The 19477-nt window shown below is 74.9% G+C and carries 16 protein-coding genes and 2 pseudogenes; 6 read left to right on the plus strand and 12 right to left on the minus strand.

The features are described from left to right. Positions 1 to 35: 35 nt before the first annotated feature. The 5 genes from ACFWOG_RS06595 to ACFWOG_RS06615 form a co-directional block, all read right to left on the minus strand. Positions 36 to 1169: an FAD-dependent monooxygenase gene (locus tag ACFWOG_RS06595; protein WP_380355412.1), complete on the minus strand. Its 1134-nt coding sequence runs from the start codon at positions 1167 to 1169 to the stop codon at positions 36 to 38. A gap of 85 nt (positions 1170 to 1254) precedes the next feature. Beyond that, entirely contained in the window at positions 1255 to 1908 is a 654-nt protein-coding gene (locus ACFWOG_RS06600; RefSeq protein ID WP_329878286.1) for an ATP/GTP-binding protein, read from the minus strand. A gap of 3 nt (positions 1909 to 1911) precedes the next feature. After that, positions 1912 to 2337: a DUF742 domain-containing protein gene (locus tag ACFWOG_RS06605; RefSeq protein WP_380355415.1), complete on the minus strand. Its 426-nt coding sequence runs from the start codon at positions 2335 to 2337 to the stop codon at positions 1912 to 1914. Between the two features lie 7 nt (positions 2338 to 2344). Then, positions 2345 to 2776 carry a roadblock/LC7 domain-containing protein gene (locus ACFWOG_RS06610; RefSeq protein ID WP_329878284.1) on the minus strand — a complete coding sequence of 144 codons (432 nt, stop codon included), beginning with the start codon at positions 2774 to 2776 and terminating at the stop codon, positions 2345 to 2347. Next, a complete protein-coding gene (locus tag ACFWOG_RS06615) occupies positions 2776 to 5733 on the minus strand; it encodes a nitrate- and nitrite sensing domain-containing protein (RefSeq protein WP_380355418.1) in 2958 nt (985 codons plus the stop codon). The genes ACFWOG_RS06610 and ACFWOG_RS06615 overlap by 1 nt, the downstream gene beginning before the upstream one ends. 794 nt (positions 5734 to 6527) lie before the next feature. On the opposite strand from ACFWOG_RS06615, the pseudogene ACFWOG_RS06620 reads away from it, so the two are divergent. Together ACFWOG_RS06620 and ACFWOG_RS06625 are read left to right on the plus strand one after the other, a co-directional pair. Next, a pseudogene (locus ACFWOG_RS06620) lies at positions 6528 to 8234 on the plus strand (2-isopropylmalate synthase); the annotation flags it as partial. 36 nt (positions 8235 to 8270) lie between these two features. Further along, entirely contained in the window at positions 8271 to 8768 is a 498-nt protein-coding gene (locus ACFWOG_RS06625) for a YbaK/EbsC family protein (RefSeq protein WP_355401503.1), read from the plus strand. 63 nt (positions 8769 to 8831) lie between these two features. On the opposite strand, the gene ACFWOG_RS06630 is transcribed toward ACFWOG_RS06625, so the two are convergent. From ACFWOG_RS06630 to ACFWOG_RS06640, 3 genes are all read right to left on the minus strand, one after another. After that, complete coding sequence (locus tag ACFWOG_RS06630) at positions 8832 to 9440, minus strand: RICIN domain-containing protein (RefSeq protein ID WP_380355419.1); 609 nt, start codon at positions 9438 to 9440, stop codon at positions 8832 to 8834. Then, positions 9437 to 10096 carry a hypothetical protein gene (locus ACFWOG_RS06635; RefSeq protein WP_329950877.1) on the minus strand — a complete coding sequence of 220 codons (660 nt, stop codon included), beginning with the start codon at positions 10094 to 10096 and terminating at the stop codon, positions 9437 to 9439. Before ACFWOG_RS06635 ends, ACFWOG_RS06630 begins: the two co-directional genes overlap by 4 nt. Before the next feature lie 354 nt (positions 10097 to 10450). Continuing rightward, a complete protein-coding gene (locus tag ACFWOG_RS06640) occupies positions 10451 to 11611 on the minus strand; it encodes an NAD(P)-binding protein (RefSeq protein ID WP_329950876.1) in 1161 nt (386 codons plus the stop codon). A 329-nt stretch (positions 11612 to 11940) separates the two neighbouring features. On the opposite strand from ACFWOG_RS06640, the gene ACFWOG_RS06645 reads away from it, so the two are divergent. After that, positions 11941 to 12384 carry an SRPBCC family protein gene (locus ACFWOG_RS06645; protein ID WP_329878272.1) on the plus strand — a complete coding sequence of 148 codons (444 nt, stop codon included), beginning with the start codon at positions 11941 to 11943 and terminating at the stop codon, positions 12382 to 12384. A gap of 72 nt (positions 12385 to 12456) precedes the next feature. On the opposite strand, the gene ACFWOG_RS06650 is transcribed toward ACFWOG_RS06645, so the two are convergent. After that, positions 12457 to 13893 (minus strand): LuxR C-terminal-related transcriptional regulator, encoded by a 1437-nt coding sequence (locus ACFWOG_RS06650; protein WP_380355422.1) that lies wholly within the window; start codon positions 13891 to 13893, stop codon positions 12457 to 12459. Between the two features lie 175 nt (positions 13894 to 14068). Between ACFWOG_RS06650 and ACFWOG_RS06655 the strand changes: the two genes are divergently transcribed. Beyond that, positions 14069 to 15025, plus strand: coding sequence for a zinc-binding alcohol dehydrogenase family protein (locus tag ACFWOG_RS06655; protein ID WP_380355425.1), 957 nt, complete (start codon positions 14069 to 14071; stop codon positions 15023 to 15025). A 138-nt stretch (positions 15026 to 15163) separates the two neighbouring features. On the opposite strand, the gene ACFWOG_RS06660 is transcribed toward ACFWOG_RS06655, so the two are convergent. Beyond that, positions 15164 to 15586 (minus strand): MarR family transcriptional regulator, encoded by a 423-nt coding sequence (locus tag ACFWOG_RS06660; RefSeq protein ID WP_329878265.1) that lies wholly within the window; start codon positions 15584 to 15586, stop codon positions 15164 to 15166. 37 nt (positions 15587 to 15623) lie between these two features. Beyond that, positions 15624 to 16844: a M48 family metalloprotease gene (locus tag ACFWOG_RS06665; protein ID WP_380355427.1), complete on the minus strand. Its 1221-nt coding sequence runs from the start codon at positions 16842 to 16844 to the stop codon at positions 15624 to 15626. Positions 16845 to 17046: 202 nt separating this feature from the next. On the opposite strand from ACFWOG_RS06665, the pseudogene ACFWOG_RS06670 reads away from it, so the two are divergent. Together ACFWOG_RS06670 and ACFWOG_RS06675 are read left to right on the plus strand one after the other, a co-directional pair. Next, a pseudogene (locus ACFWOG_RS06670) lies at positions 17047 to 17259 on the plus strand (aminopeptidase); the annotation flags it as partial. Positions 17260 to 17476: 217 nt separating this feature from the next. Then, the gene (locus ACFWOG_RS06675) at positions 17477 to 18643 is read left to right on the plus strand and encodes a CapA family protein (protein WP_329950871.1); all 1167 of its coding nucleotides are present in this window, start codon (positions 17477 to 17479) and stop codon (positions 18641 to 18643) included. Between the two features lie 68 nt (positions 18644 to 18711). On the opposite strand, the gene ACFWOG_RS06680 is transcribed toward ACFWOG_RS06675, so the two are convergent. Continuing rightward, entirely contained in the window at positions 18712 to 19410 is a 699-nt protein-coding gene (locus tag ACFWOG_RS06680) for a siderophore-interacting protein (RefSeq protein ID WP_380355430.1), read from the minus strand. Positions 19411 to 19477 lie beyond the last annotated feature (67 nt).

The raw sequence follows: 19477 nt of genomic DNA on the forward strand, positions 1-19477 counted from the left end.
CGCCGGGCCCGGGCCGGTCACAACCGGGGGAACGCTCAGTACGGCTGGACGAGGACGTGCGCGGCGCCCGGGATGCCGACCTTCAGCAGCTCGTCCTCCTCCGCGGTGGTCGGCGTGCCGGTCTCCTGCTTGAGGATGGCCCGGGACAGCGCCTGCACCCACATCGCGCGCGGCCGGCGGCGCTCCTCCCAGGCGGCCAGCGCGGCGGGCACGGTCTCGGCGGCGTCCAGGCTCTGGGCGAGCACCAGCGCGTCCTCGACGGCCATCGCCGCGCCCTGGGCCAGGTGCGGGGTGGAGGCGTGCGCGGCGTCGCCGGCCAGCACCACCCGGCCGACGTGCCACGGCTCCTCGACCGTCACCTGGGAGATCCGGGTGTACACCACGGTCGCCGGGTCGACGACCTGCGCCAGCGCCTCGGCGATCGGGCCGCCGAAGCCGGCCAGCCGCTCGCGCAGCTGCTCGTGGGCCAGCTCCGGGTCCGGCCGGAAGCCCTCGGGCTCGGCGAACACCGAGCCCAGGTACATCAGGTCCTCGCTGATCGGGGTGAGCAGCGCCTTGGCCTTGAGGTTGCCGGCGGACATCACGACGCCCTGCACCTCGGGCGAACGCGGCAGCGTGACGCGCCAGTTGGCGAAGCCGGTGTACTCGGGCGCGTAGGTCTCGCCGTACAGGTGCCGGCGCAGCGGCGAGCCGATGCCGTCGAAGCCGACCACCAGGTCGTAGCGGCTGCTCTGCCCGTCGGACAGGGTGACCGCCACCTCCTCGCCCTCGTCGACGAGTTCGGTGATCGTGGTGCCGAACCGGATGCTCGCGCCGGCGGCGGTGGCGGCCTCGTTGAGCACCTGGGCCAGGACCGGCCGCGGGATGCCGTTGTTGGAGGGCGCGTCGCCCATCCGGGGCTGCGGGATCTTCGCGACGGTGACGCCGGCCGGGTCGCAGATGGTCAGCACCTCCCACTCGAAGCCGGCCTTGACGCACTGCTCCAGCACGCCGATCTCACGCATCACGTGCAGCGCGTTGGACGGCTGGATGATGCCGACGCCCAGCGCCTCCAGTTCGTCGCGCAGCTCGACGACGTCGACCCGGTGGCCGCGCCGGGCGAGGGCGGTGGCCGCGGTCAGGCCGCCGATGCCGCCGCCGTGGACGAGTACGCGCAGGGGTGGGGTCATGACGGGTTCTCCAAGCGGAAGGGGAAGCGGGAGGGGAGGGGGGAGCCCGGCGGCCGGGGAAGGGGCCGGCGGGCGAAGAAACGTTTCAGCCGACCGCTGCGGCCGTCGAGAGGTCCATCAGATGGTCGACCAGGGCCAGCAGCAGGTCCCGCCCGTAGGTCCGCTCCCGCACGTCGCCGAGCAGCATCGGCACCTGCGGGTCCAGGTCCAGGGCGGCCCGGATCTCCTCCGGGCCGCGGGTGTTGTGGGCGTGGAAGCAGTTGATCGCCACCACGAACGGGATGCCCCGGCTCTCGAAGAAGTCGATCGAGGCGAAGCTGGTGTCCAGCCGGCGGGTGTCGGCGATGACGATCCCGCCGAGCGCGCCGTTCACCAGGTCGTTCCACATGAACCAGAACCGTTCCTGGCCGGGCGTGCCGAACAGGTAGACCACCAGCTCCGGATTGACCGTGATCCGGCCGAAGTCCAGGGCGACGGTGGTGGTCTCCTTGCTGTCGATGCCCGACAGGTCGTCGACACCGACGCTGGCGCGGGTCAGCAGCTCCTCGGTGCGCAGCGGCGCGACCTCACTGACCGAGCCGACCAGGGTGGTCTTGCCGACGCCGAAGCCGCCGGCGATCAGGATCTTGACGGCGGCGGGGGCCGTCGTCGGGCCGTGGGAGGCCGGGCCCCCGGCGGCCAGGCGGTTCGGCCCCGCTGCGTGCGGTCCGGGGGAGGGGAGGGGTGCGGTCGGTGCCATGGTTCAGAGTCTCCGGAGTCCTTCGCGTACGGCCGTCAGCAGTCCGAGGTCCACGCCCCCGCTGACCCGGGCCACCGAGAGCGGCGGCCGGGCCAGCAGCAGGCCCTGCGAGATGAGATCGCCCAGCAGGATCTTGGTGACCGAGACCGGCAGGTTGAGGCCGGCCGACACCTCGGCGACGGCGGCCGGACGGCGGCAGCGCTCCAGGATCATCCGGTGCTCCGGCTGCAGCGAGCGCGGCCCGGACCGGGAGCCCCGGGCCAGCGCCTCGGCCGCCGGGTCGTCGACGGTGGTGAGCAGGGTGATCAGGGTGAGGTCGTCGCGCTCGGGCGCGACCCGGCCGCGGGTGATGGTGTAGGGGCGCACCATCGTGCCCGCGCCGTAGTCCTCGTCGTCGTCCTCGTCGGGCTCGCTCCAGTGGGGGCGCACCGGCGTCTCAGCCCCGGTTCCGGGCCGCGAAGGCGTCGAACTCGTTGCGGGCCGGGGTGCTCATCTTCTGGCCCACCTGCTGCACCAGGGTGTGCATGGCCACCGACATGACCTCGGCGTCCACCTCCTGGGAGGCGACCACGGCCAGGTGGGTGCCCTGGGCGGCGGCGATGATGAACAGCCAGACCTCGGCCAGCTCGACGATCACCTGGTGCACCGGACCGCCGTCGAAGAGCTGGCCGACGCCGCGGGCCAGGCTCTGCTGGCCGGTGGCGACGGCGGCCAGCCGCTCGGCGTCCGACCGCTCGATGGTCCGCGAGTGACTGACGACCAGGCCGTCGTCGGAGAGCAGGACGGCGCTTCTGGTCCCGGCCACCGAGTCGACGAGTCCGTCCAGCAGCCAGTCCAGGTCCTGGTGGGTGGCGATCGTACGGTTCATCACTGGTCTTCCGTCCTCGTGGTTCGGGGGTCCGCGGCGGGGAGGGCCCAGGGGGACGGGCCCGGCGCGGGAGTCGGGGGGCCGGCGTGGGCGGGGGGTGCCGGGGAGTCGGGGTGCTCGGGACCCGTGCCGTCCGGGTCCGGCCCCTGGCCGCGCGCGGCGCGGGACTGGCGCTGGAAGGCGCCGATGGTCGCGCCCGACCGGCGGGGCGGACGCTGGAAGGGCCCCGCCGCACCGTCCTGCCCACCCTGCCCGACGAGCCCGGGGGCGTCGGCCTGCCCGCCGGCGGTGGCGCCGTGGTCGGCCCGGGGCTGCGGCGGGACCCGCAGCTCGGCGGCGAGGCTGGCCTGCCGGACGCGCTGCGGGAGCGGCGGCTGGCCGGTCTCCGGGGCGCTGAGCGGGATCGCGGAGTCGTACTCGCGCCGCTCCCGGCGCTCCGCGAGCCGGTAGTGGTCGGCGGGCCGGTACTGCTCGTCGGCGTACGGCGCCTCGGCGGGCGTCACCGTCGCGTAGGCGATGTCGGGGTACGCGGGGGCGTCGTACGGCGGGAGCGCGGCCTCCGGGGCACCGGCGTGGGCGGGGCTGCCGTGGGCCGGGGTGCCGTCGTAGCCGGGTCCGCCGTACGCGGGTGCCTGGTAGCCGGGCGAACCGTGCTCGACGGGCTGCTCCGCCTCCGCGGGCGTCACGTACTCGACGAGCGCGAACGCCTCGGCGGGCTCCGGCCGGGGGTTGCCGGTGAACCAGTCGGTGTCCGGGGGGACGTCGTCGTCGGTCAACGTCTTGCCACCGGAGTAGCCGCGGCCCTCGGGGTAGCCGCCCTGCTCCGGGTAGCCGCCCGCCTGGGGGAAGGCACCCTGGTCGGCGGGGGCGGCCTCGCCGGGGCCGTCGGAGGGGCCGGCGGCGGTGGGGGCCGTGGTCACGGTGTCGACGCTGTCGCCGAACGCCGCCTCGATGGCCGCGCGCCCCTCCTCGTCCTCGTCGACCAGGACCACCGGTCCAGCGGTCGGCACGGTCGGTGCGGTCGACAGAGCGGGCATCTCGGTCACCGAGGCCAGCACCGCGTTGCCGTGCGCGCCGCGCTGGCGGCGGGCGAGCGGGATCGGCTCGACCGGCACGGCGTCCGGCAGGTCGGCGTCCCCGTCGATGACGAGTTCGCCGGGGACGAGCACGACCACCCGGGTGCCGCCGAAGGCCGACGGCCGGAACTCCACCCTGATGCCGGTGCTCGCCGCGAGCCGGGCGACCACGTAGAAGCCGAGCCGGATGTCGTCGGCGCGGGCCAGCACGTCCATCCGCGGCGGGCTGGTCATCAGCGCGTTGGCCGCGTCGTACTGGTCCGGGTCCATGCCGAGCCCGCGGTCCTCGATCTCGATGGCGAGGCCGCGTCCGACGACGGCCGCCCGCACGTCGACCGGCGTGGGCGGCTTCGAGAAGGTCGCCGCGTTCTCCATCAGCTCGGCGACCACGTGGGCCACCGGTCCGACGGCGCGCTCCGAGAGCCACGGGTGGCCCTCGACGTCCAGCATGATCCGGCGGTAGTCCTGCACCTCGCCCTGGGCGGAGCGGAGCACGTCCAGCAGCGGGACGGGCTTGCGCCACTTCCGCTGCGGCTGGCCGCCGGCCAGGATGACCAGGTTCTCCTCGTAGCGGCGCAGGCGCGCGGTGAGGTGGTCGAGGTCGAACAGCCCCTCCAGCACCTCCGGGTCCTCGTGCTTGCGCTCCAGCTCGTCGAGCTTGCGCAGCTGCTGGCCGATCAGCAGCTGGGTACGGCGTGCGATCCGCTGGAGCAGCCGCTCGAAGCCGCGGTACTGCTCGGCCTGGCGGACGGACGTCTCCAGCGCGGAGGTGCGGGCCAGGTTGAGCGCCTGGCCGAGCTGCGCCAGCTCGTCGGTGCCGTTGGAGTGCGGTCCGGCCGTGATGGCCCGGCTCTCCGCCTCGACGTCGACCTGCTCGCCCTGCGAGAGCCGCTCCACCACCTCGGGCAGGGTCCGCTCCAGCTCCTGGGCCTGGCTCTGGAGCTCCTTGATCCGGCGGCGCAGCGAGCGGGTGAGCCGCCAGCTGGTGAGGACCACCGCGACGACCGCGAACAGGCCGATCACGGCGGTCAGCGCGACCCGGGTGAGCAGCGAGATGATCGAGCCCTTGCCGACCTCGACGACGCCCTCGGTGCGCGTCTCGATGGCCTTCACCAGCGCCGGGTTGACCTGGTCGAGGGCCTGTCGCCACTGGTCCTGGAGCTGCGGGAGCTTGACGCTGCCGCCGGCGTCGACGGTGGCGGGCCGGATCAGCGCCTGCTCGACGGTGGCCTTGGCCTGCCAGGCGGGGCTGTTGGCGAGCTGCTGCCAGGCACCCTGCTCGTCGGCCGGCACGTACGGGACGACCTGCACGGTGAACAGGTGGTCCTGGGCGCCGATGGCCTGCTGGAGCAGCTGGTAGTCGGCGGTGCTGAGCTTCCCGGAGGGCCAGCCGCGGGCCAGGATGGCGTCCTCGCGGGCCAGCATCTCCTTGGCCCAGAACGCGTTGACCAGGGTCTTGGAGATCCAGGTGACCTCGCCGTTGGCCACGTGGCTGAGCGCGGTGAACAGCCGGAGGTCGACGGCGATCAGGTCCGTGTAGTACGCGTAGACGGTCTGCTGGTCGACGGCGGACCGGTCGACGGCGGACCGCTGCTCGGCCAGCCTGCCGAGCGCGCGGCGCGCCTCGGCGACCGCGTTGCGGACGTCGGTGGGCGCGCTGTCGGCGGTCTCGCCGGAGAGCGCCTGGAACTTCGTGACGGCCTCGTCGGTCAGCTGCCGCTGGCGCTTCAGCTGGTCCGTGACGCTGCCGGGCCGGGCGAGCGCCTCGGCACTGAGCCGGCGCTCCTCCTGGAGGTTGTAGTAGACGATGTTGGAGGGCTGTCCCGCCTTCTGCGCCAGCAGTCCCTGGGCCGCCTGGCGTTGGAAGTCGAAGAAGGTCACGCCGCTGGTGACGGCCCAGAGGGCGGCCAGGGCGAGACTCGGGACGAGGGCGAGGACGAGCAGTGCCGTCCGCAGTGACAGGCGCGGACGCCTGCGGGGGGCCTTCGGCGTCGGGGGCCGCCGATTCGCACGCGCGCGCAGAACTGTCTCCTTGGGGCTGGCGGCCGGTCCGTGAGGGCCGGGCCGTCCGGGGCACGGTCTTTTGACGAGGCGATACTAGTCATACGGTGTGTTAGGAGTGAAAGCGCGTTCGATCTTCGGACGACGTGCACACACGTCCTTAACATGGCGTCAGTGTGCGGTTAACGTCCCGGCCGGGCGCCGGACGGTCCCTGCGGCCCGCCCCCGGAGGTGCCGCGGCCGTGTCCGCGGCCGTGCCCCGAATCCGTCCGGGATGTGCCCGATCGCGCCTCCGACCTGCCCTCCGACCCGACCTCCGACGACGTCCGACGTGCTCCGGCCGGGCCCCGGTGCGGGCGCCCGGCAGCGGCGCGCGGCCCGATGTCCGTTCTGCGGAACCGAGTTGTCCGAGGCGGCGGATCGTGGTTACGGTACCCGCTATGCAGTCGTGGAGTCTCCTTCTCGGTGGCCGCAGCGGGGTCTGACCGGACCGGCACCCCGCTGCGGGGTGCCGTGCTGCCGGTCGTCGTCCGGTACCGACCGCGCGGAAACCGCGCAGCGAAGGACCCCCCGTGACCGCCCCAGGCACCGCTCCGCAGTTCCCCACCCTCCGCACCCCCGCCGGCCCCGTCCCGGCCGCCGCCCCCGCCTGGAACCCGCAGCGCGGCAGTGCGATGCCGTTCCACCGCTACCGCCCCGCCCACCGGCGCGTACCGCTGCCCGAGGCCACCGCCCGCGCGTGGCCGTCGCGGCGGATCGAGCGGGCCCCGCTCTGGGTGCCCGTCGACCTGCGGGACGGCAACCAGGCGCTCGCCGAGCCGATGGACCCGGCGCGCAAGCAGCGGATGTTCGACCTGTTCCTGGCCATGGGCTTCAAGGAGATCGAGGTCGGCTACCCCTCCGCCAGCCGGACCGACTTCGACTTCGTCCGCCGCCTCGCCACCACGCCGGGTGCGGTGCCCGAGGACGTCACCGTCGTCGTCTTCACCGCCGCCCGCGCCGACCTCATCGACCGCACCTTCGAGTCCGTCGAGGGGCTGCCCCGGGTCGTCGTCCACCTCTACACCGCGACCGCCCCCGTCTGGCGGGACGTCGTCCTCGGCCGCAGCCGCGAGGAGGTCCGGGCGCTGGTCACCGGAGCCGCCGAGCACATGGCCCGGCGGGCCGGCGACCGGCCCGGCCTGCGGTTCCAGTTCTCGCCCGAGGTGTTCAACCTCACCGAGCCGGACTACGTCCTGGAGCTCTGCGACGGCCTCACCGCGCTCTGGGACGCGAGCCCCGACCGCCCGGTCGTCCACAACCTGCCCGCCACCGTCGAGATCGCCACCCCCAACGTCTACGCCGACCAGATCGAGTACCTGCACCGGCACCTGGCCCGCCGGGACTCGGTGATCCTCTCCGTCCACCCGCACAACGACCGGGGCACCGGCGTCGCCTGCGCGGAACTGGCCGTCCTGGCCGGCGCCCAGCGGGTCGAGGGCTGCCTCTTCGGCAACGGCGAACGGACCGGGAACGTCGATCTGTCGACCCTCGCGCTGAACCTGTACACGCAGGGCGTCGACCCGATGGTCGACTTCTCCGACATCGACGAGATCCGGCGCACCGTCGAGCACTGCAACCGGCTGCCCGTCCACGAACGCCACCCCTACGTCGGCGACCTCGTCCACACCGCCTTCTCCGGCACCCACCAGGACGCCATCAAGAAGGGCTTCGCCCACCACGCCGCGACCGCCGCCGGCCTGGGCGTCCCGCCCGGCCTGGCCCCGTGGGACGTCCCCTACCTGCCGATCGACCCGGCCGACCTCGGCCGCGACTACGAGGCCGTGATCCGGGTCAACAGCCAGTCCGGCAAGGGCGGCATCGCCTACCTGCTCCAGGCCGGGCACGGCCTCGACCTGCCGCGCCGCCTCCAGATCGAGTTCTCGCGCGTGGTCCAGGAGTCGACGGACGACAGCGGGCGCGAGGTCACCGCCGACGAGCTCTACGCGCTCTTCCGGGCCACCTACCTGGACGCCGCCGTCGACGCGTCGTGGCGCACGGGGGAGACGGCCGGCGGCGCGCACTGGGCCGAGGTCACCCTCGACGGCACGGCGTTCCGGGGCGAGGGCAACGGGCCGCTGGACGCGGTGTCCGCGGCGCTCCGTGCGGCCGGGCACCCCGTCGACATCCTCCGGTTCACCGAGCACGCCGTCCGCACCGGCCCCGACAGCGACGCCGTCGCGTACGTGGAGGCCAGGATCGGGGGCGGTGGCAGCGCCGACGGCACGGACGACGCGGGGGACACCGGCGGTGCCGGGGGCGAGGTGGTCTGGGGCGTCGGACGGGACTCCTCCGTCCTGACCGCCGGGGTCCGGGCCGTCCTCAGCGCCGTCGGGCGCGGCCGGGCGCGTTCCGCGGGCGTCCGGCAGGACGGCGCGATGACGTCCTCCCTCCCCGCCCGCAGTCAGGCGGTCGCCGACGCCCTCGCGGCGGCCGGTCTGCCCGGCGAGATCCGGGTCCTGCCCGACTCCGCCCGTACCGCCGCCGAGGCCGCCGCCGCCCTCGGCTGCGAGGTCGGCGCCATCGCCAACAGCCTGGTGTTCACCTGCGACGGCGCGCCCCTGCTGGTCATGACCAGTGGCGCCCACCGCGTCGACACCGAGTACCTGGCCAGGCGGCTGGGCACCGGACCGATCACCCGGGCGGGCGCCGAGCAGGTCCGCGAGGCCACCGGCCAGGCCATCGGGGGCGTCGCCCCCGTCGGCCACCCCGCCCCGCTGCGGACCGTCGTCGACACCGACCTCGCCGGCCACGAGGTGCTGTGGGCCGCCGCGGGCCACCCGCACACCGTCGTCCCGATGACGTACGACGACCTGCTGAAGCTGACCGGCGGCACCCCCTCGGCGGTCGTCCCCGAGGAGCGGCGGGTGCTCTGACCCGTCCGGAGGTCCTCCCGGCCGCTGCCCGGCGCCGGGAGGACCTCCCCCGTCCCGTTCCGGCTACCAGACCTTGTGCAGCGTGAACAGGTCGGCCTGGAACTGCATCTGGACGGCGTGCGCCGCCCACCACCCGCCCTGGACGGCCACCCAGCTGCTGCTGTGCTGGGCCTGGAGCGCGACCAGGTCGGTGCCCGGGACCGGCTTGCTCCAGAACACCTGCCGCGTGGCCGTGCTGCACCCCTCGGTGAGGAGCCAGGCGCCGTCGCCCTCGTACCCCTGGTCGACGGCCAGGCACCACCAGCGCGCGTGGTCCTTGAGCTTGTAGAACCTGCTGCCGGGGTGGTCGGGGTCGGGCCGGCTGCAGAGCTGCCACTGCTGGACGGCCTCCCCGTCCCACGGGGCCTGGATGATCGAGCCGTGCTCGCCCCGCTCCTGCGAGACCTGGAGCACCATCCGCTCACCGCCGTACGTGTGCGGGGTGAGGATCCGGTACCCGCCGCCCTCGCAGCTGTAGCCGTCCATCGGGTCGGCCGACGCGGCCGGCGCCCCGACCGTCAGCAGCGCGCCGACGGTGACGGCCGCGCCGAGGACGGCACCGAGGCGGCGGGCGGCCCCGCTCCTGCGCTTCGTCATGCTCTTCCCCTCCTGGTCGTACCTGCGGGTCGTCACTTGCACAGCTCCTTGCGGGCCGCGGCCCGGACGGTGCCGGCGGGCTCGGGCGACGGGCAGGAGACCGTGCCCTCCTCCGGGAAGTTGAAGGTCGTGTACTGGCCCGTGCCCGTCTGGCTCGCGTTGATCCAGTAGCCCGAGGCCGCGCCGGACCGGGCGCACAGGTACCGCGACCACTCGCCGTCGACCCGCAGGACGCCCCGGTAGATCCCGTAGTAGCCGGGCGCGTTCAGGTTGACGACCCGGCTCAGCTCCGTCGTCCGGGTGCTGGTGCGCTCGTTGGCGACCTGGAACCCGACCTTGACGCCGACCTCGGACAGGGTGGACTTGTAACCGGCGCTGAAGTCCGCGGTGTTGTTGATCTTCGTGGTGACCGTGTTCAGGACGCTGAGGCGCTGCGTCTGCTGCCCGGTCGTCCCGGGCGTGATGTTGAACGAGGTGAACTCCGTGATCACCGGGGTGATCGTGGCGGAGGTGATGTCGTCCCAGACGCTCTCGATGTTGGGGTTGCAGGTGGCCCCGGGCGGCGGGGTGGCGTGGGCGGGCGCCGCGCCGAGCCCGAGGCCCGTGACCGCGAGGACCGCGGCGAAACCCGTGGTGAGGCCCGTGGTGAAGACGGCCCGCCGACGCTTGGGGGCGGGAGACGTGATGGTCATGCGGAGATCCCTCCGGTAGGGGGAACGGTCCCGAACTGACTACCGGAATCCTCGGGTGCACCCCGGCACGGCTTCCATCCCAGCAATCTGGAGGGGAAGCCGCACCGGGGCGGCGGCGTTCCGCTACGCGATGCCGAACGGCGCGGCCCAGCGGGCCGTTCCGGACGGCAGCGGGTGGCGCTCGGCGTCCAGGCTCAGGGCCATCCACGCCTCGTCGGGCGCGTCGAGGGTGGTGCCCGGAGGCGGCGCACACCGTTTTCGGGCAGCCCGGGCAGCCCGGGCCGCCCGGGCCGAAGACCTGCGCCAGGGCCGTCCGCGCCGCCACCCGCCCGTCCCGTGCACGCCCTGGCACCCTCAGCGGGAGACCCGGCTCGCCGGGCGCTGCGCGACGGCCAGCGAGACGGCCTCCAGCGCGCTGGTGAACGAGACCTCGCTCAGTACGCCCGGCGCCGCCACCTGGTCGCCCACCAGGTACACGCCGTCGCCCCGGTCGACGGCCGGGCGGTCGCGCCAGCAGGTACCGGGCAGGTCCACCGCGCCGGTCCGGCCGCCGGCCACCGCCGTGCGCCGCCACACCACGCGCTCGCGCCAGCCGGGGAAGCCCAGGTCCAGCAGCCGTTCGGCCCGGGCGGTCCCGTCCTCCTTCCGCCCGCCCGGGGCGAGCGGGAACTGGGCCTGGATCAGCTCCTCCCCGGCAGGCGCCAGACTCCCGTCCTGTGCGGTGAACCGCTCCACCCACCCCGGGCCGTCCAGGTCCGAGACGAAGAACGCGTCGCCGCGCCGCGACCGCACCGCCAGGTCGAGCAACAGCGTCCGACCGCTGTGCCAGACCAGGCCGTCGTCGCCCAGCAGCCGCCGCGCCGAGTCCAGGGAGGTCGCCACGATCACCGGGCCGCCCCCGACCGGAAGGTCGTCCACCCGGGCGCCCGTCTCGATCCGCACACCCAGCTCGCGGGCCCGCGCCGCCATCCGGTCGATCACCGACTGCCAGCCGCCCACCGGGTACCGCGCCTCCGGCAGGAGGCTCGCGGACCGGCGGAGCCGCTCCTGGACGAACGCCGCCGACAGCAGCCCGGGGTCGTGGTGGAACGTGGCGACGGCCACGAAGTTCGCCGCCGCCCGCGCGGTCCGCTCACCCGCCACCTCGCTCGCCCAGCCCAGGAAGGTCCGGCCCACCGGGGCCCCGCGCCGACGCGCCAGCCGCGTGAGCCCGACCGGCGGCAGACGGTGCAGCCCGCCGTCCCGGTGGTAGCGCATCCGCAGGGCCTCCGCCGCCGGGATCCGGGCCAGTGGCCCGACCAGCCCGCGCTGCCGCAGCCACGTCCAGTGCGGCCCCCGGCGGTAGAACGCGTGCGGGCCCTCGTTGGTCCGGTACGGCGCCTGCGCCGTCCGGGCCCGCCCGCCGAGCGTTCCGTGCGCCTCGTGCAGGGTGACCGCAGCCCCCGCCTCGGCCGCCGAGATCGCCGCCGTCAGTCCGCCGAAACCGCCGCCGACGACCGTGATGTGCTGCGCCATGTCCTGTGCCCCTCCGGGTGCCGGGCGGCCGCTTCCGGTCGCCGTCGCCAAGGGGACGGAGCAGCCCGCCGGAATGTGACAGCCGATCCGCAGAGGACTGCCCCGGCCCCGTCCCGCCGCCCGGCTGCTCCGCTCCGGCGCTTCCGGCGGCACCGCCGGACCCGGCGCCCGGGAGGCGGGGTGGGCGGCTCTCTGAAATCCTGGCCGCGCCGTACCGCGGTGCCGCCGTACCGCGGTGCCCGCAGCACCGCAGTGCCCGACCGCAGTACCCGCAGCACCGCAGTACCCGCAGCACCGCAGTGCCCGACCGCACCCCGCGAGGAGCCGGCATGTCCGGAATGTTCGACACCAGCGTCGAGGTCGACCGGCCGGTGGAGCACGTCTTCGCCTACCTGGCCGACGGCCGCAACGACCCGGAGTTCAGCCCCCGGGTCCAGTCGATCGAGAAGACCCCGGACGGCCCGACCGCCGTCGGGACGGTCTTCCGCAGCACGGTGAAGGACGCCGGGGTGAAGACCTCCCGGGAGTTCCGCATCACCGCGCTGGAGCCGCCGCACACGATCCGCTGGACCGAGCAGAGCAAGAACCTGATCACCGCCGAGGGCGGCTACGACCTCGAACCGCTCCCGGGCGGCGGCACCCGGGTCCGGATCTTCAACGAGCTGGACGGCCACGGGCTCGGCAAACTCCTGGTGGCCCCGGCGCTGCGCGCGGCCCGCAAGGACGCCCCCGACTTCGGCCGCCGCATCAAGGCCGCCGTCGAGCGGTCCTGACCCCCTCGGGCCCCGCGGCCCCCGGGCACGCGGGGCGCGGCGGGCAGGTGGGTCCGGTGCCGGGCCGGCCGCTCAGGACGCGGCGTGGAGGGACGGCGGGGTCGAGGACAGCCCGGCGCGGTGGGCGAGGGCGGCGGCCTCGCCGCGGGAGCTGACGTCCAGCTTGGCCAGGATGTTGGCCACGTGGAACTTCACCGTCGACTCGCTGATGTGCAGGGCCTGGGCGATCTCCCGGTTGCGGCGGCCCTGGGCGAGCTGGTCGAGGACCTCCAACTCCCGCGGCTGAAGGCCCTCCAGGGGATCCACCGAGGTGACCGGGGCCGCCGCCACGTTCAGCGGCAGGTCGACGGTGACCGTCGTGCCCCAGCCGGGGACGGCGTCGACCGTCAACCGGCCCGCCAGGGCGGCGATCCGGTCGGCGGTGCGGTGGACGGCGAGCGCGTCGGGGGTGAGCAGCCCCGGGCCGTCGTCCCGGACGACGGCGCGCAGCGTGCCGTCCACGAACTGCCAACTCACGTGCAGGCGGCCCAGACCGTCCTGCTCCAGCATGGCCAGCACGGTGGAGCGGACGGCCGCCCGCGCGGTGTGCGCGGTGTCGGCGGGGACGGACCGGTCGCCGGCCGTCGGCGCCAGCAGGTCCAGCCGGACCGGACTGTGCCGGAGCAACGGCCTCAGCACGTCGGCGAGTCGGGCGAACGCGGTGGCCGCGGGCTCCTCGCTCAGCTCGCGGTCGAGGTCGGCGGCCCCGCGCAGGTCGAGCAGGGCGGTGACGGCCAGGTCGGTGGCACTGCGCCGGGCGGTGGCGTCGTCCAGGGCGGCGGCGCGCAGCGGCGCGAGGATCGCCGAGAGCGCGGAGGCGTGCGCACCGCTCAGTTCGGCGATCGCGCGGGCCCTGGCGGCGGCCGAGGCGCGGGAAGCGGCGGCATGCGCGGGGGCGGCGTCGATGGCCCGGTGGTGGGAGTGCGTGGTCACCAGCTCCCAGAGCTGCTGGAGCAGGGCGAGCGGCAGCTCGGGCAGCGGGGCGAGGGGCCCGGCGGTCGCCCGCACCAGTACCAGCAGCGCGCCGTTGCTGCCGGCCGGTGCCGACGCCACCGCGACCGCCGGCCGCGACCGCCCGGCCAGGACGGCCTCACCCTGCCACGGCCGGCCCGGCGGCACCGCCTCGGCGACCCGGGCCAGCTCCGGGCTGGTGATCCGGGTGGACAGTTCCTCGGGGCCGAAGGCGCTGGCCGGTGAGTAGGTGCAGACGCCGCTGAGCTGGGCGAGCGCGACGTGCGGGACGAGGTCGGCGGTCACCTCCGAGAGCCTCGGCATGATCGCCGGCCGGGGCGTGCGCAGCACCTCGACGACCCGGGCCAGCGCGCCCTCCGGCCGGTCCCAGGACCACGCGGCCCGCTCGCCGCCGGGGGCCCGGTCCATCGTCCGGGCGGGGTTCGTCGACCGGGTCTCGGCCGTTCGGACCGGTGCCGCCGTCCGGGCCCGGCCCGTTGCGCGTGCCTGTTCCACCATGCCGTCCAGCGTAGACCGGGCCCGCCCGGCGCAGCCTGGCCGAACGGCCAGGCCGAACCGGCCGAACGACCGGCGGGGGATCGCCTCCACCACGGACAGGCTGGGACCGTCACCTCGGCGCCGCACCCGACACCGAGGCCCCGGCAGAGACAGACGAGAGAACGGTGGAATCCCCATGACCGACGCCGATCCCGGCACCCTTCCGACCAAGGCCATCGGCTTCGCCGAGTACGGCGGCCTCGACGTGCTGCGCCCGATCGAGATCGAGGTGCCCGCGCCCGGCGCCGGCCAGGTGCGGATCGCCGTCCGCGCCGCAGGCGTGAACCCGCTGGACCACAAGGTGCGTTCGGGCTCGATCACCGAGTTCTTCCCGGTCGCCTTCCCCGCCGTCACCGGCTACGAGGTGGCGGGCGTCGTGGAGGCGGTGGGCGAGGACGTCACCGCGTGGCAGGTCGGTGACGAGGTGTTCGGCGCGGTCCACGGCGGCGGCTACGCGGAGCACGTGCTGGCGGCGGCCGACAAGCTGGCCCGCAAGCCCGCCGGGCTGGGCTGGGAGCAGGCCGCGGCGATCCCGGTGGCCGCCGAGACCGCGTGGCGCTCGCTCGACCTGCTGGCCGTCGAGCCGGGCGGGACGCTGCTGGTGCACGGTGCGGCGGGCGGGGTCGGCACGATCCTGCTGCAGTTCGCCCGGCAGCGCGGGATCCGGGTGATCGGCACCGCGAGCGAGGCCAACCACCCGCACCTGCGCGATCTGGGCGCCGTCCCGGTCGTCTACGGGGACGGTCTGGCCGGGCGGGTGCGGGCCGCCGCCCCGGAGGGTGTGGACCGGGTCCTGGACGCGGCGGGCCTCGGCGGCGTCCTGCCGCTCTCCGTCGAGCTGGCGGGCGGACCGGAGAACGTGCTGGCCATCGCCGACTGGCAGGGCGCCGCCGAGCACGGCGTGCGGTTCACCGGCGGCACCGAGCCGGCCGACTACCAGGGGCCGGCCCTGGCGGGTGCGCTCGCCCTGTTCGAGGGGGACGGGCTGGTCCTGCCGTTGCACCGGGTCTACCCGCTGGCGGAGGCGGCCGAGGCGCAGCGCGAGAGCGAGGGCGGCCACGTCCGCGGCAAGATCGTCCTCACGGTCGGCTGAGCCGCTGAGCCGCTGAGCCGCTGAGCCGCTGAGCCGCTGAGCCGCCGATCGCCGATCGCCGAGTCGCTGAGGGGGGGCGGGTCGGCCGCCTCGCCGGCCGCCTCGTTCGGTGACCGTCGTCCCGGCGCGGCCGGCCGGTCAGTCCTCGGCGCCGTAGCGGGCCAGGTACGCGGAGAACCGGGCGACGTCCTCGTCCGACCAGTCGGTGAAGCGGGCGGAGAAGGAGACCCGCCGGTGCTCGTTGGCCTCGCGCAGCAGGGTCAGGCCGGCGTCGGTGGCGCGCAGGATCTGGCCGCGCTGGTCCTCGGGGTCGGTCTCCCGGCGCAGCAGGCCGAGTTTCTCCAGCGCGGTGACCTGGCGGCTGACGGTGGACTTGTCGAGCATGAAGTGCGCGGCGACGTCCGCGGCCCGGCAGCCGCCGCGCTCCGTGATGAGGTCCAGGATGCTGTACGTGACCAGGGAGAGGTCCGGATGCAGCTGCGAGGCCTTGTGGCGGGCCCGGCGGGCGAAGGCGGTCAGCTCGCGCTGGATGGTGTCGATCGACGTCTCGCGGTCGGGCATGGTGGACCCACCTCCTCGGCTTCCGATATTTGTTGCACTATACAACGAGTTTGTGTGCGGTGCGACGTGCCTGCCAGGCTCGGGCGGCCGCGATCCGGCGCGTTGCGCTCGGGTGAGTGGCGAACAGTAGTTCGAGCACCCGGGGCGGGTCGACGTCGGACACGTTGGTCAGGGCCAGTCTGCGCTGCATCGCGATGAATTGCTCGGCGTCCGAAGTGAGTTCGAGGGCGTGCCGGTCGGCCCGGACCTCGACGCGGCGGCTCACCGCACACTGCACCGGGCCGGACAGCGCGCCCAGCAGCGCCGCGCACGCCGCCAGCAGCGGCAGCGAACGGGGGTCGGCCGCGTCCGCGGCGCCCGCGGCCGACAGCAGCGGGCCCCGGTCGAGGGCCAGGCCCAGCAGTGCCACCACGACCGCCGCCCCCACGGCGCCCAGCACCGTGCCGGTCAGCACGTCCCGGTGCTTCACGTGCCCCAGCTCGTGCGCCACCACCAGCTCCACCTCGCGCGGCTCGGCGGTGGACAGCAGCGTGTCGTACACGACGATCCGCCGCGTCGCGCCGAGTCCCGAGACGTAGGCGTTCAGCGCCGTCGTCCGGCGCGACGCGTCCGCCACCAGGACGTCCCGCACGCGGACGCCGTCCCGCTCGGCGAGAGTCAGCAGCGCCTCGCGCAGCGGGCCCGGCTCCATCGGGGTGAACCGGTTGAACACCGGCTCGACGAGGAGGGGGTAGAGGAAGGAGAGCGCCGCCGTCAGCAGCGCGGCCGCGCCCGCGGCCGGCACCCACCAGTGCTCCGGCGACCGGTCGGTGAGCGCGTACAGGCCGAAGGCCGTCGGCAGGACCAGGGCGAGGGTCAGGGCGAGGCCGCGCGCCAGGTCCGCGGCCCAGCCGGCCCAGCCCTGGGTCACCAGGCCGAACCGGGTCCGCACCGACCGGGCGCCCGCCCCGAACGGCAGCTGGGCCGCCCGGCCGAGGAGCACCAGCGCACCCGCTCCGGCCAGCACCTCCGCCGTACGGGAGCCGCCGAACCAGCCGCCCACCGCCGTCACGAGCCCGGCCCCGGCGGGGGTCAGCCCGAGCGCGAGGGTCAGCGCCAGGCCGGTGAGCCGTCCGCCCAGCGCCCACGGGAGCCCGGCGCGGCGCAGCGCCCGGCCGCGGGCGCGCTGGGCGGGGGTGAAGTCGGACTCGGGGGAGGCCGGCGCGGGGGCGTGGCCGGGCTCGGTGCCGCCCGGGTGTGGTCGGACAGAATCCGTCATCTGTTATCCGTCATCCGAAACTCGTCAGCTGCCGGCCGTCGTCTGTCGGCCGTTGCCTGTCTGCCCTTGCTTGTCGGTCCGTGCCTGTCCGGCGGCCCTTGCTCGCCGGCCGGGCAGCCCCCGGCCGTGCGGGCCGCCGGGTATCAGCATGGCACCCCCGTGCCCGGCCCGCGGCGCCACGGGTGCCCGCGCGGAGCGCCCTGGCATCTGGCACGCCGGCCACCTCGTCGGCGAGTTCCCGCACGAGACCAACGAGGGTGCCAGGGCCGAGTCCTACATCACGCCGGAGAACGACACCCCGCTGCGCCGCACCGACCGGGCCGGCCGGGTCTGCCACTGGATCCTGGAACTCCATCTGGTCGACCGGGAGCGCGGGTTCGGCGGGTTCTACGAGCAGTTGCTCGACCTGGCCTGAGCCGGGAGGAGCCCGCCACCGCCCCGCCCCGCCGCAGCCGTTCCGCGAGTCCCGTCCACCCCGTCCGCCCCACCCGTCCCGTCGGTCGCACGGGTGGGGCGGGGCGGTGGCGGACACCGGGCGGCGGGCGGGCGCGGCTCGTGGAGGCGTGGCGGAGGGGGAGTGGGGGAGTGGCGTAGGCTGACCGCGCTCTTGGACCGACCCACGGGGGGAACACATGCGCCGTGCCGCGGCCGCCGTCGCACTGCTGCTCGGGCTGATACCCGTCGCCGCCTGCGGACCGGACGACCCCGACCCGGCCACCGTCAAGGCGGCCAAGGAGGCCAAGGCCGCGAGTGCGGCGGCCGAGGCGGCGAAGGCGGCCCCGGAGGCGTCCGGCACTCCGGACGACCCGACCTCCTCCGACGGCGCCGACGCGGCTCCCCGCCCCGACGGCAGCATCACGGTGGCCTTCGCCGGCGACGTGCACTTCGAGGGCCGCACCGAGGCCCGGTTGGGCGTGAAGGCGCCCGAGACGGCGCTCGGCCCCATCGCCAGGACGCTCTCGGCCGCCGACCTGGCCGTGCTCAACCTGGAGACCGCGATCACCGAACGCGGTGCCCCCGAGGCCAAGACCTACACCTTCCGCACCTCCCCCAAGGCGCTCACCGCGCTGAAGGGCTCGGGCGTCGACGTGATCTCCCTCGCCAACAACCACGCCGTGGACTTCGGCGCCGAGGGCCTCACCGACACCCTCGCCGCCCAGGACTCCTCGCCGGTCCCGATCGTCGGCTTCGGCCGCAACGCGCAGGAGGCGTACGCCCCGTACGTGTCCACCGTGCGCGGGGTGAAGGTCGCGGTGGTCGCGGCCAGCCAGGTCGAGGACCTCACCAACCAGAAGTGGCGCGCCGGCGCCAACAAACCCGGCATCGCCTCGGCGCTGGACGCCGCCGCGCTGGTCAAGGCGGTCGAGACGGCGAAGAAGCAGGCGCCGGTGGTGCTCGTCTACCTGCACTGGGGCGACGAGGGCAAGGCCTGTCCGACCAACGCCCAGACCACCATCGCCCGGAAGCTCGCCACCGCCGGCGCCACGGCCGTGGTCGGCACCCACGCGCACACCATGCTCGGCTCCGGAATGCTCGGCGCCACCTACGTCGGGTACGGCTTCGGCAACTTCCTCTGGTACGGCACGTCCAACTACGCCAACTCCAACGAGACCGGCGTGACGACGCTGACGGTCAGCCCGACCGGGAAGGTGCTCGGCGAGGCGTTCGCGCCGGCGACCATCGACGACAAGGGCGTACCCGTCCCGCAGTCCGGCGCCGCGGCGACCGCCGCCCTCAAGCGGCGCGACGGCCTGCGCGGCTGTACGGGGCTGACCCCCGCACCGAGCCCCACGCGCTGACCTCCGCGCGCCTGGTCCCTCGCGCCGGGTCCCGCGCGCCGGGCGGGCCCTCCGGTGCCCGGCGGACGTCAGCCCTTGTGGTCGGACTCGCCGTGCTTCCAGTAGCCCTTGCTGTGGACGCGCTCGCGCGGAAGCGACCAGTCCGTCAGCAGGTGGCGGCGGACGACGGCGACGGCGTGGGCCTCGCCGGCCAGCCAGGCGGCGGTGCCGGCGGGGATGTCGGTGGCGAGCAGGGTGTCGGCGAGCAGGCTGCCCTTGGTCTGCTCCGGGCGCCGGACGAGCCAGTGACCGGTGAGGCCGGGTCGGGCGGGGAGGGGAAGGTCGTTCCCGGGGTCACCGATCTCGACGAAGAGGGAGACCGGGATCCCCGGCGGAAGGTCCTCGACGATGGTGAGCGCGGCGGGCAGGGCACTCTCGTCGGCGGCGAGGAGGACGTGTTCGGCCCCTTCGAAGGAGGGGCGGCGACCACGCGGTCCGGCCAGCTGCGCCCGGTCGCCGGGGCGGGCGACGGCGGCCCAGCGGGCGAGCGGGCCGTTGTCGTGGAGCACGAGGTCGATGTCCACCTCGCGGTCCGCCGGTCGGTGGTGGCGGATGGTGTAGGCCCGGGAGTGGCCTTCGGGGATCGCCAACTTGACCCACTGGGTGGGGTGTTCGATGGGGAGGTCGCTCAGGGTGGGGCCGGTGAAGGTGATCCGGGTGAGCGCCGAGGTGAGCGGCGTGACGGCGGCGACCCGGACGTCGTAGGTCGGGCGGGTGCGGTTGAGCATGGTGACTCCTGAACGGGCCCGGAGGTGAACACGGGCCGGAGTGAAGGGAGTTGGTGAGGGCGTGGAA

This window comes from Kitasatospora sp. NPDC058406 (assembly GCF_042722765.1).
GTDB lineage: Bacteria > Actinomycetota > Actinomycetes > Streptomycetales > Streptomycetaceae > Kitasatospora.

What these genes read in the sequence shown, in the direction of transcription:
- ACFWOG_RS06600 (WP_329878286.1), bottom strand. Translation starts at nt 1,908, where the DNA reads ATGGCACCGACCGCACCCCTCCCCTCCCCCGGACCGCACGCAGCGGGG.
- ACFWOG_RS06660 (WP_329878265.1), bottom strand. Translation starts at nt 15,586, where the DNA reads ATGCCCGACCGCGAGACGTCGATCGACACCATCCAGCGCGAGCTGACC.
- ACFWOG_RS06665 (WP_380355427.1), bottom strand. Translation starts at nt 16,844, where the DNA reads ATGACGGATTCTGTCCGACCACACCCGGGCGGCACCGAGCCCGGCCAC.
- ACFWOG_RS06625 (WP_355401503.1), top strand. Translation starts at nt 8,271, where the DNA reads ATGACGTCCTCCCTCCCCGCCCGCAGTCAGGCGGTCGCCGACGCCCTC.
- ACFWOG_RS06650 (WP_380355422.1), bottom strand. Translation starts at nt 13,893, where the DNA reads ATGGTGGAACAGGCACGCGCAACGGGCCGGGCCCGGACGGCGGCACCG.
- ACFWOG_RS06675 (WP_329950871.1), top strand. Translation starts at nt 17,477, where the DNA reads ATGCGCCGTGCCGCGGCCGCCGTCGCACTGCTGCTCGGGCTGATACCC.
- ACFWOG_RS06635 (WP_329950877.1), bottom strand. Translation starts at nt 10,096, where the DNA reads ATGACCATCACGTCTCCCGCCCCCAAGCGTCGGCGGGCCGTCTTCACC.
- ACFWOG_RS06655 (WP_380355425.1), top strand. Translation starts at nt 14,069, where the DNA reads ATGACCGACGCCGATCCCGGCACCCTTCCGACCAAGGCCATCGGCTTC.
- ACFWOG_RS06610 (WP_329878284.1), bottom strand. Translation starts at nt 2,776, where the DNA reads ATGAACCGTACGATCGCCACCCACCAGGACCTGGACTGGCTGCTGGAC.
- ACFWOG_RS06640 (WP_329950876.1), bottom strand. Translation starts at nt 11,611, where the DNA reads ATGGCGCAGCACATCACGGTCGTCGGCGGCGGTTTCGGCGGACTGACG.
- ACFWOG_RS06595 (WP_380355412.1), bottom strand. Translation starts at nt 1,169, where the DNA reads ATGACCCCACCCCTGCGCGTACTCGTCCACGGCGGCGGCATCGGCGGC.
- ACFWOG_RS06680 (WP_380355430.1), bottom strand. Translation starts at nt 19,410, where the DNA reads ATGCTCAACCGCACCCGCCCGACCTACGACGTCCGGGTCGCCGCCGTC.
- ACFWOG_RS06645 (WP_329878272.1), top strand. Translation starts at nt 11,941, where the DNA reads ATGTCCGGAATGTTCGACACCAGCGTCGAGGTCGACCGGCCGGTGGAG.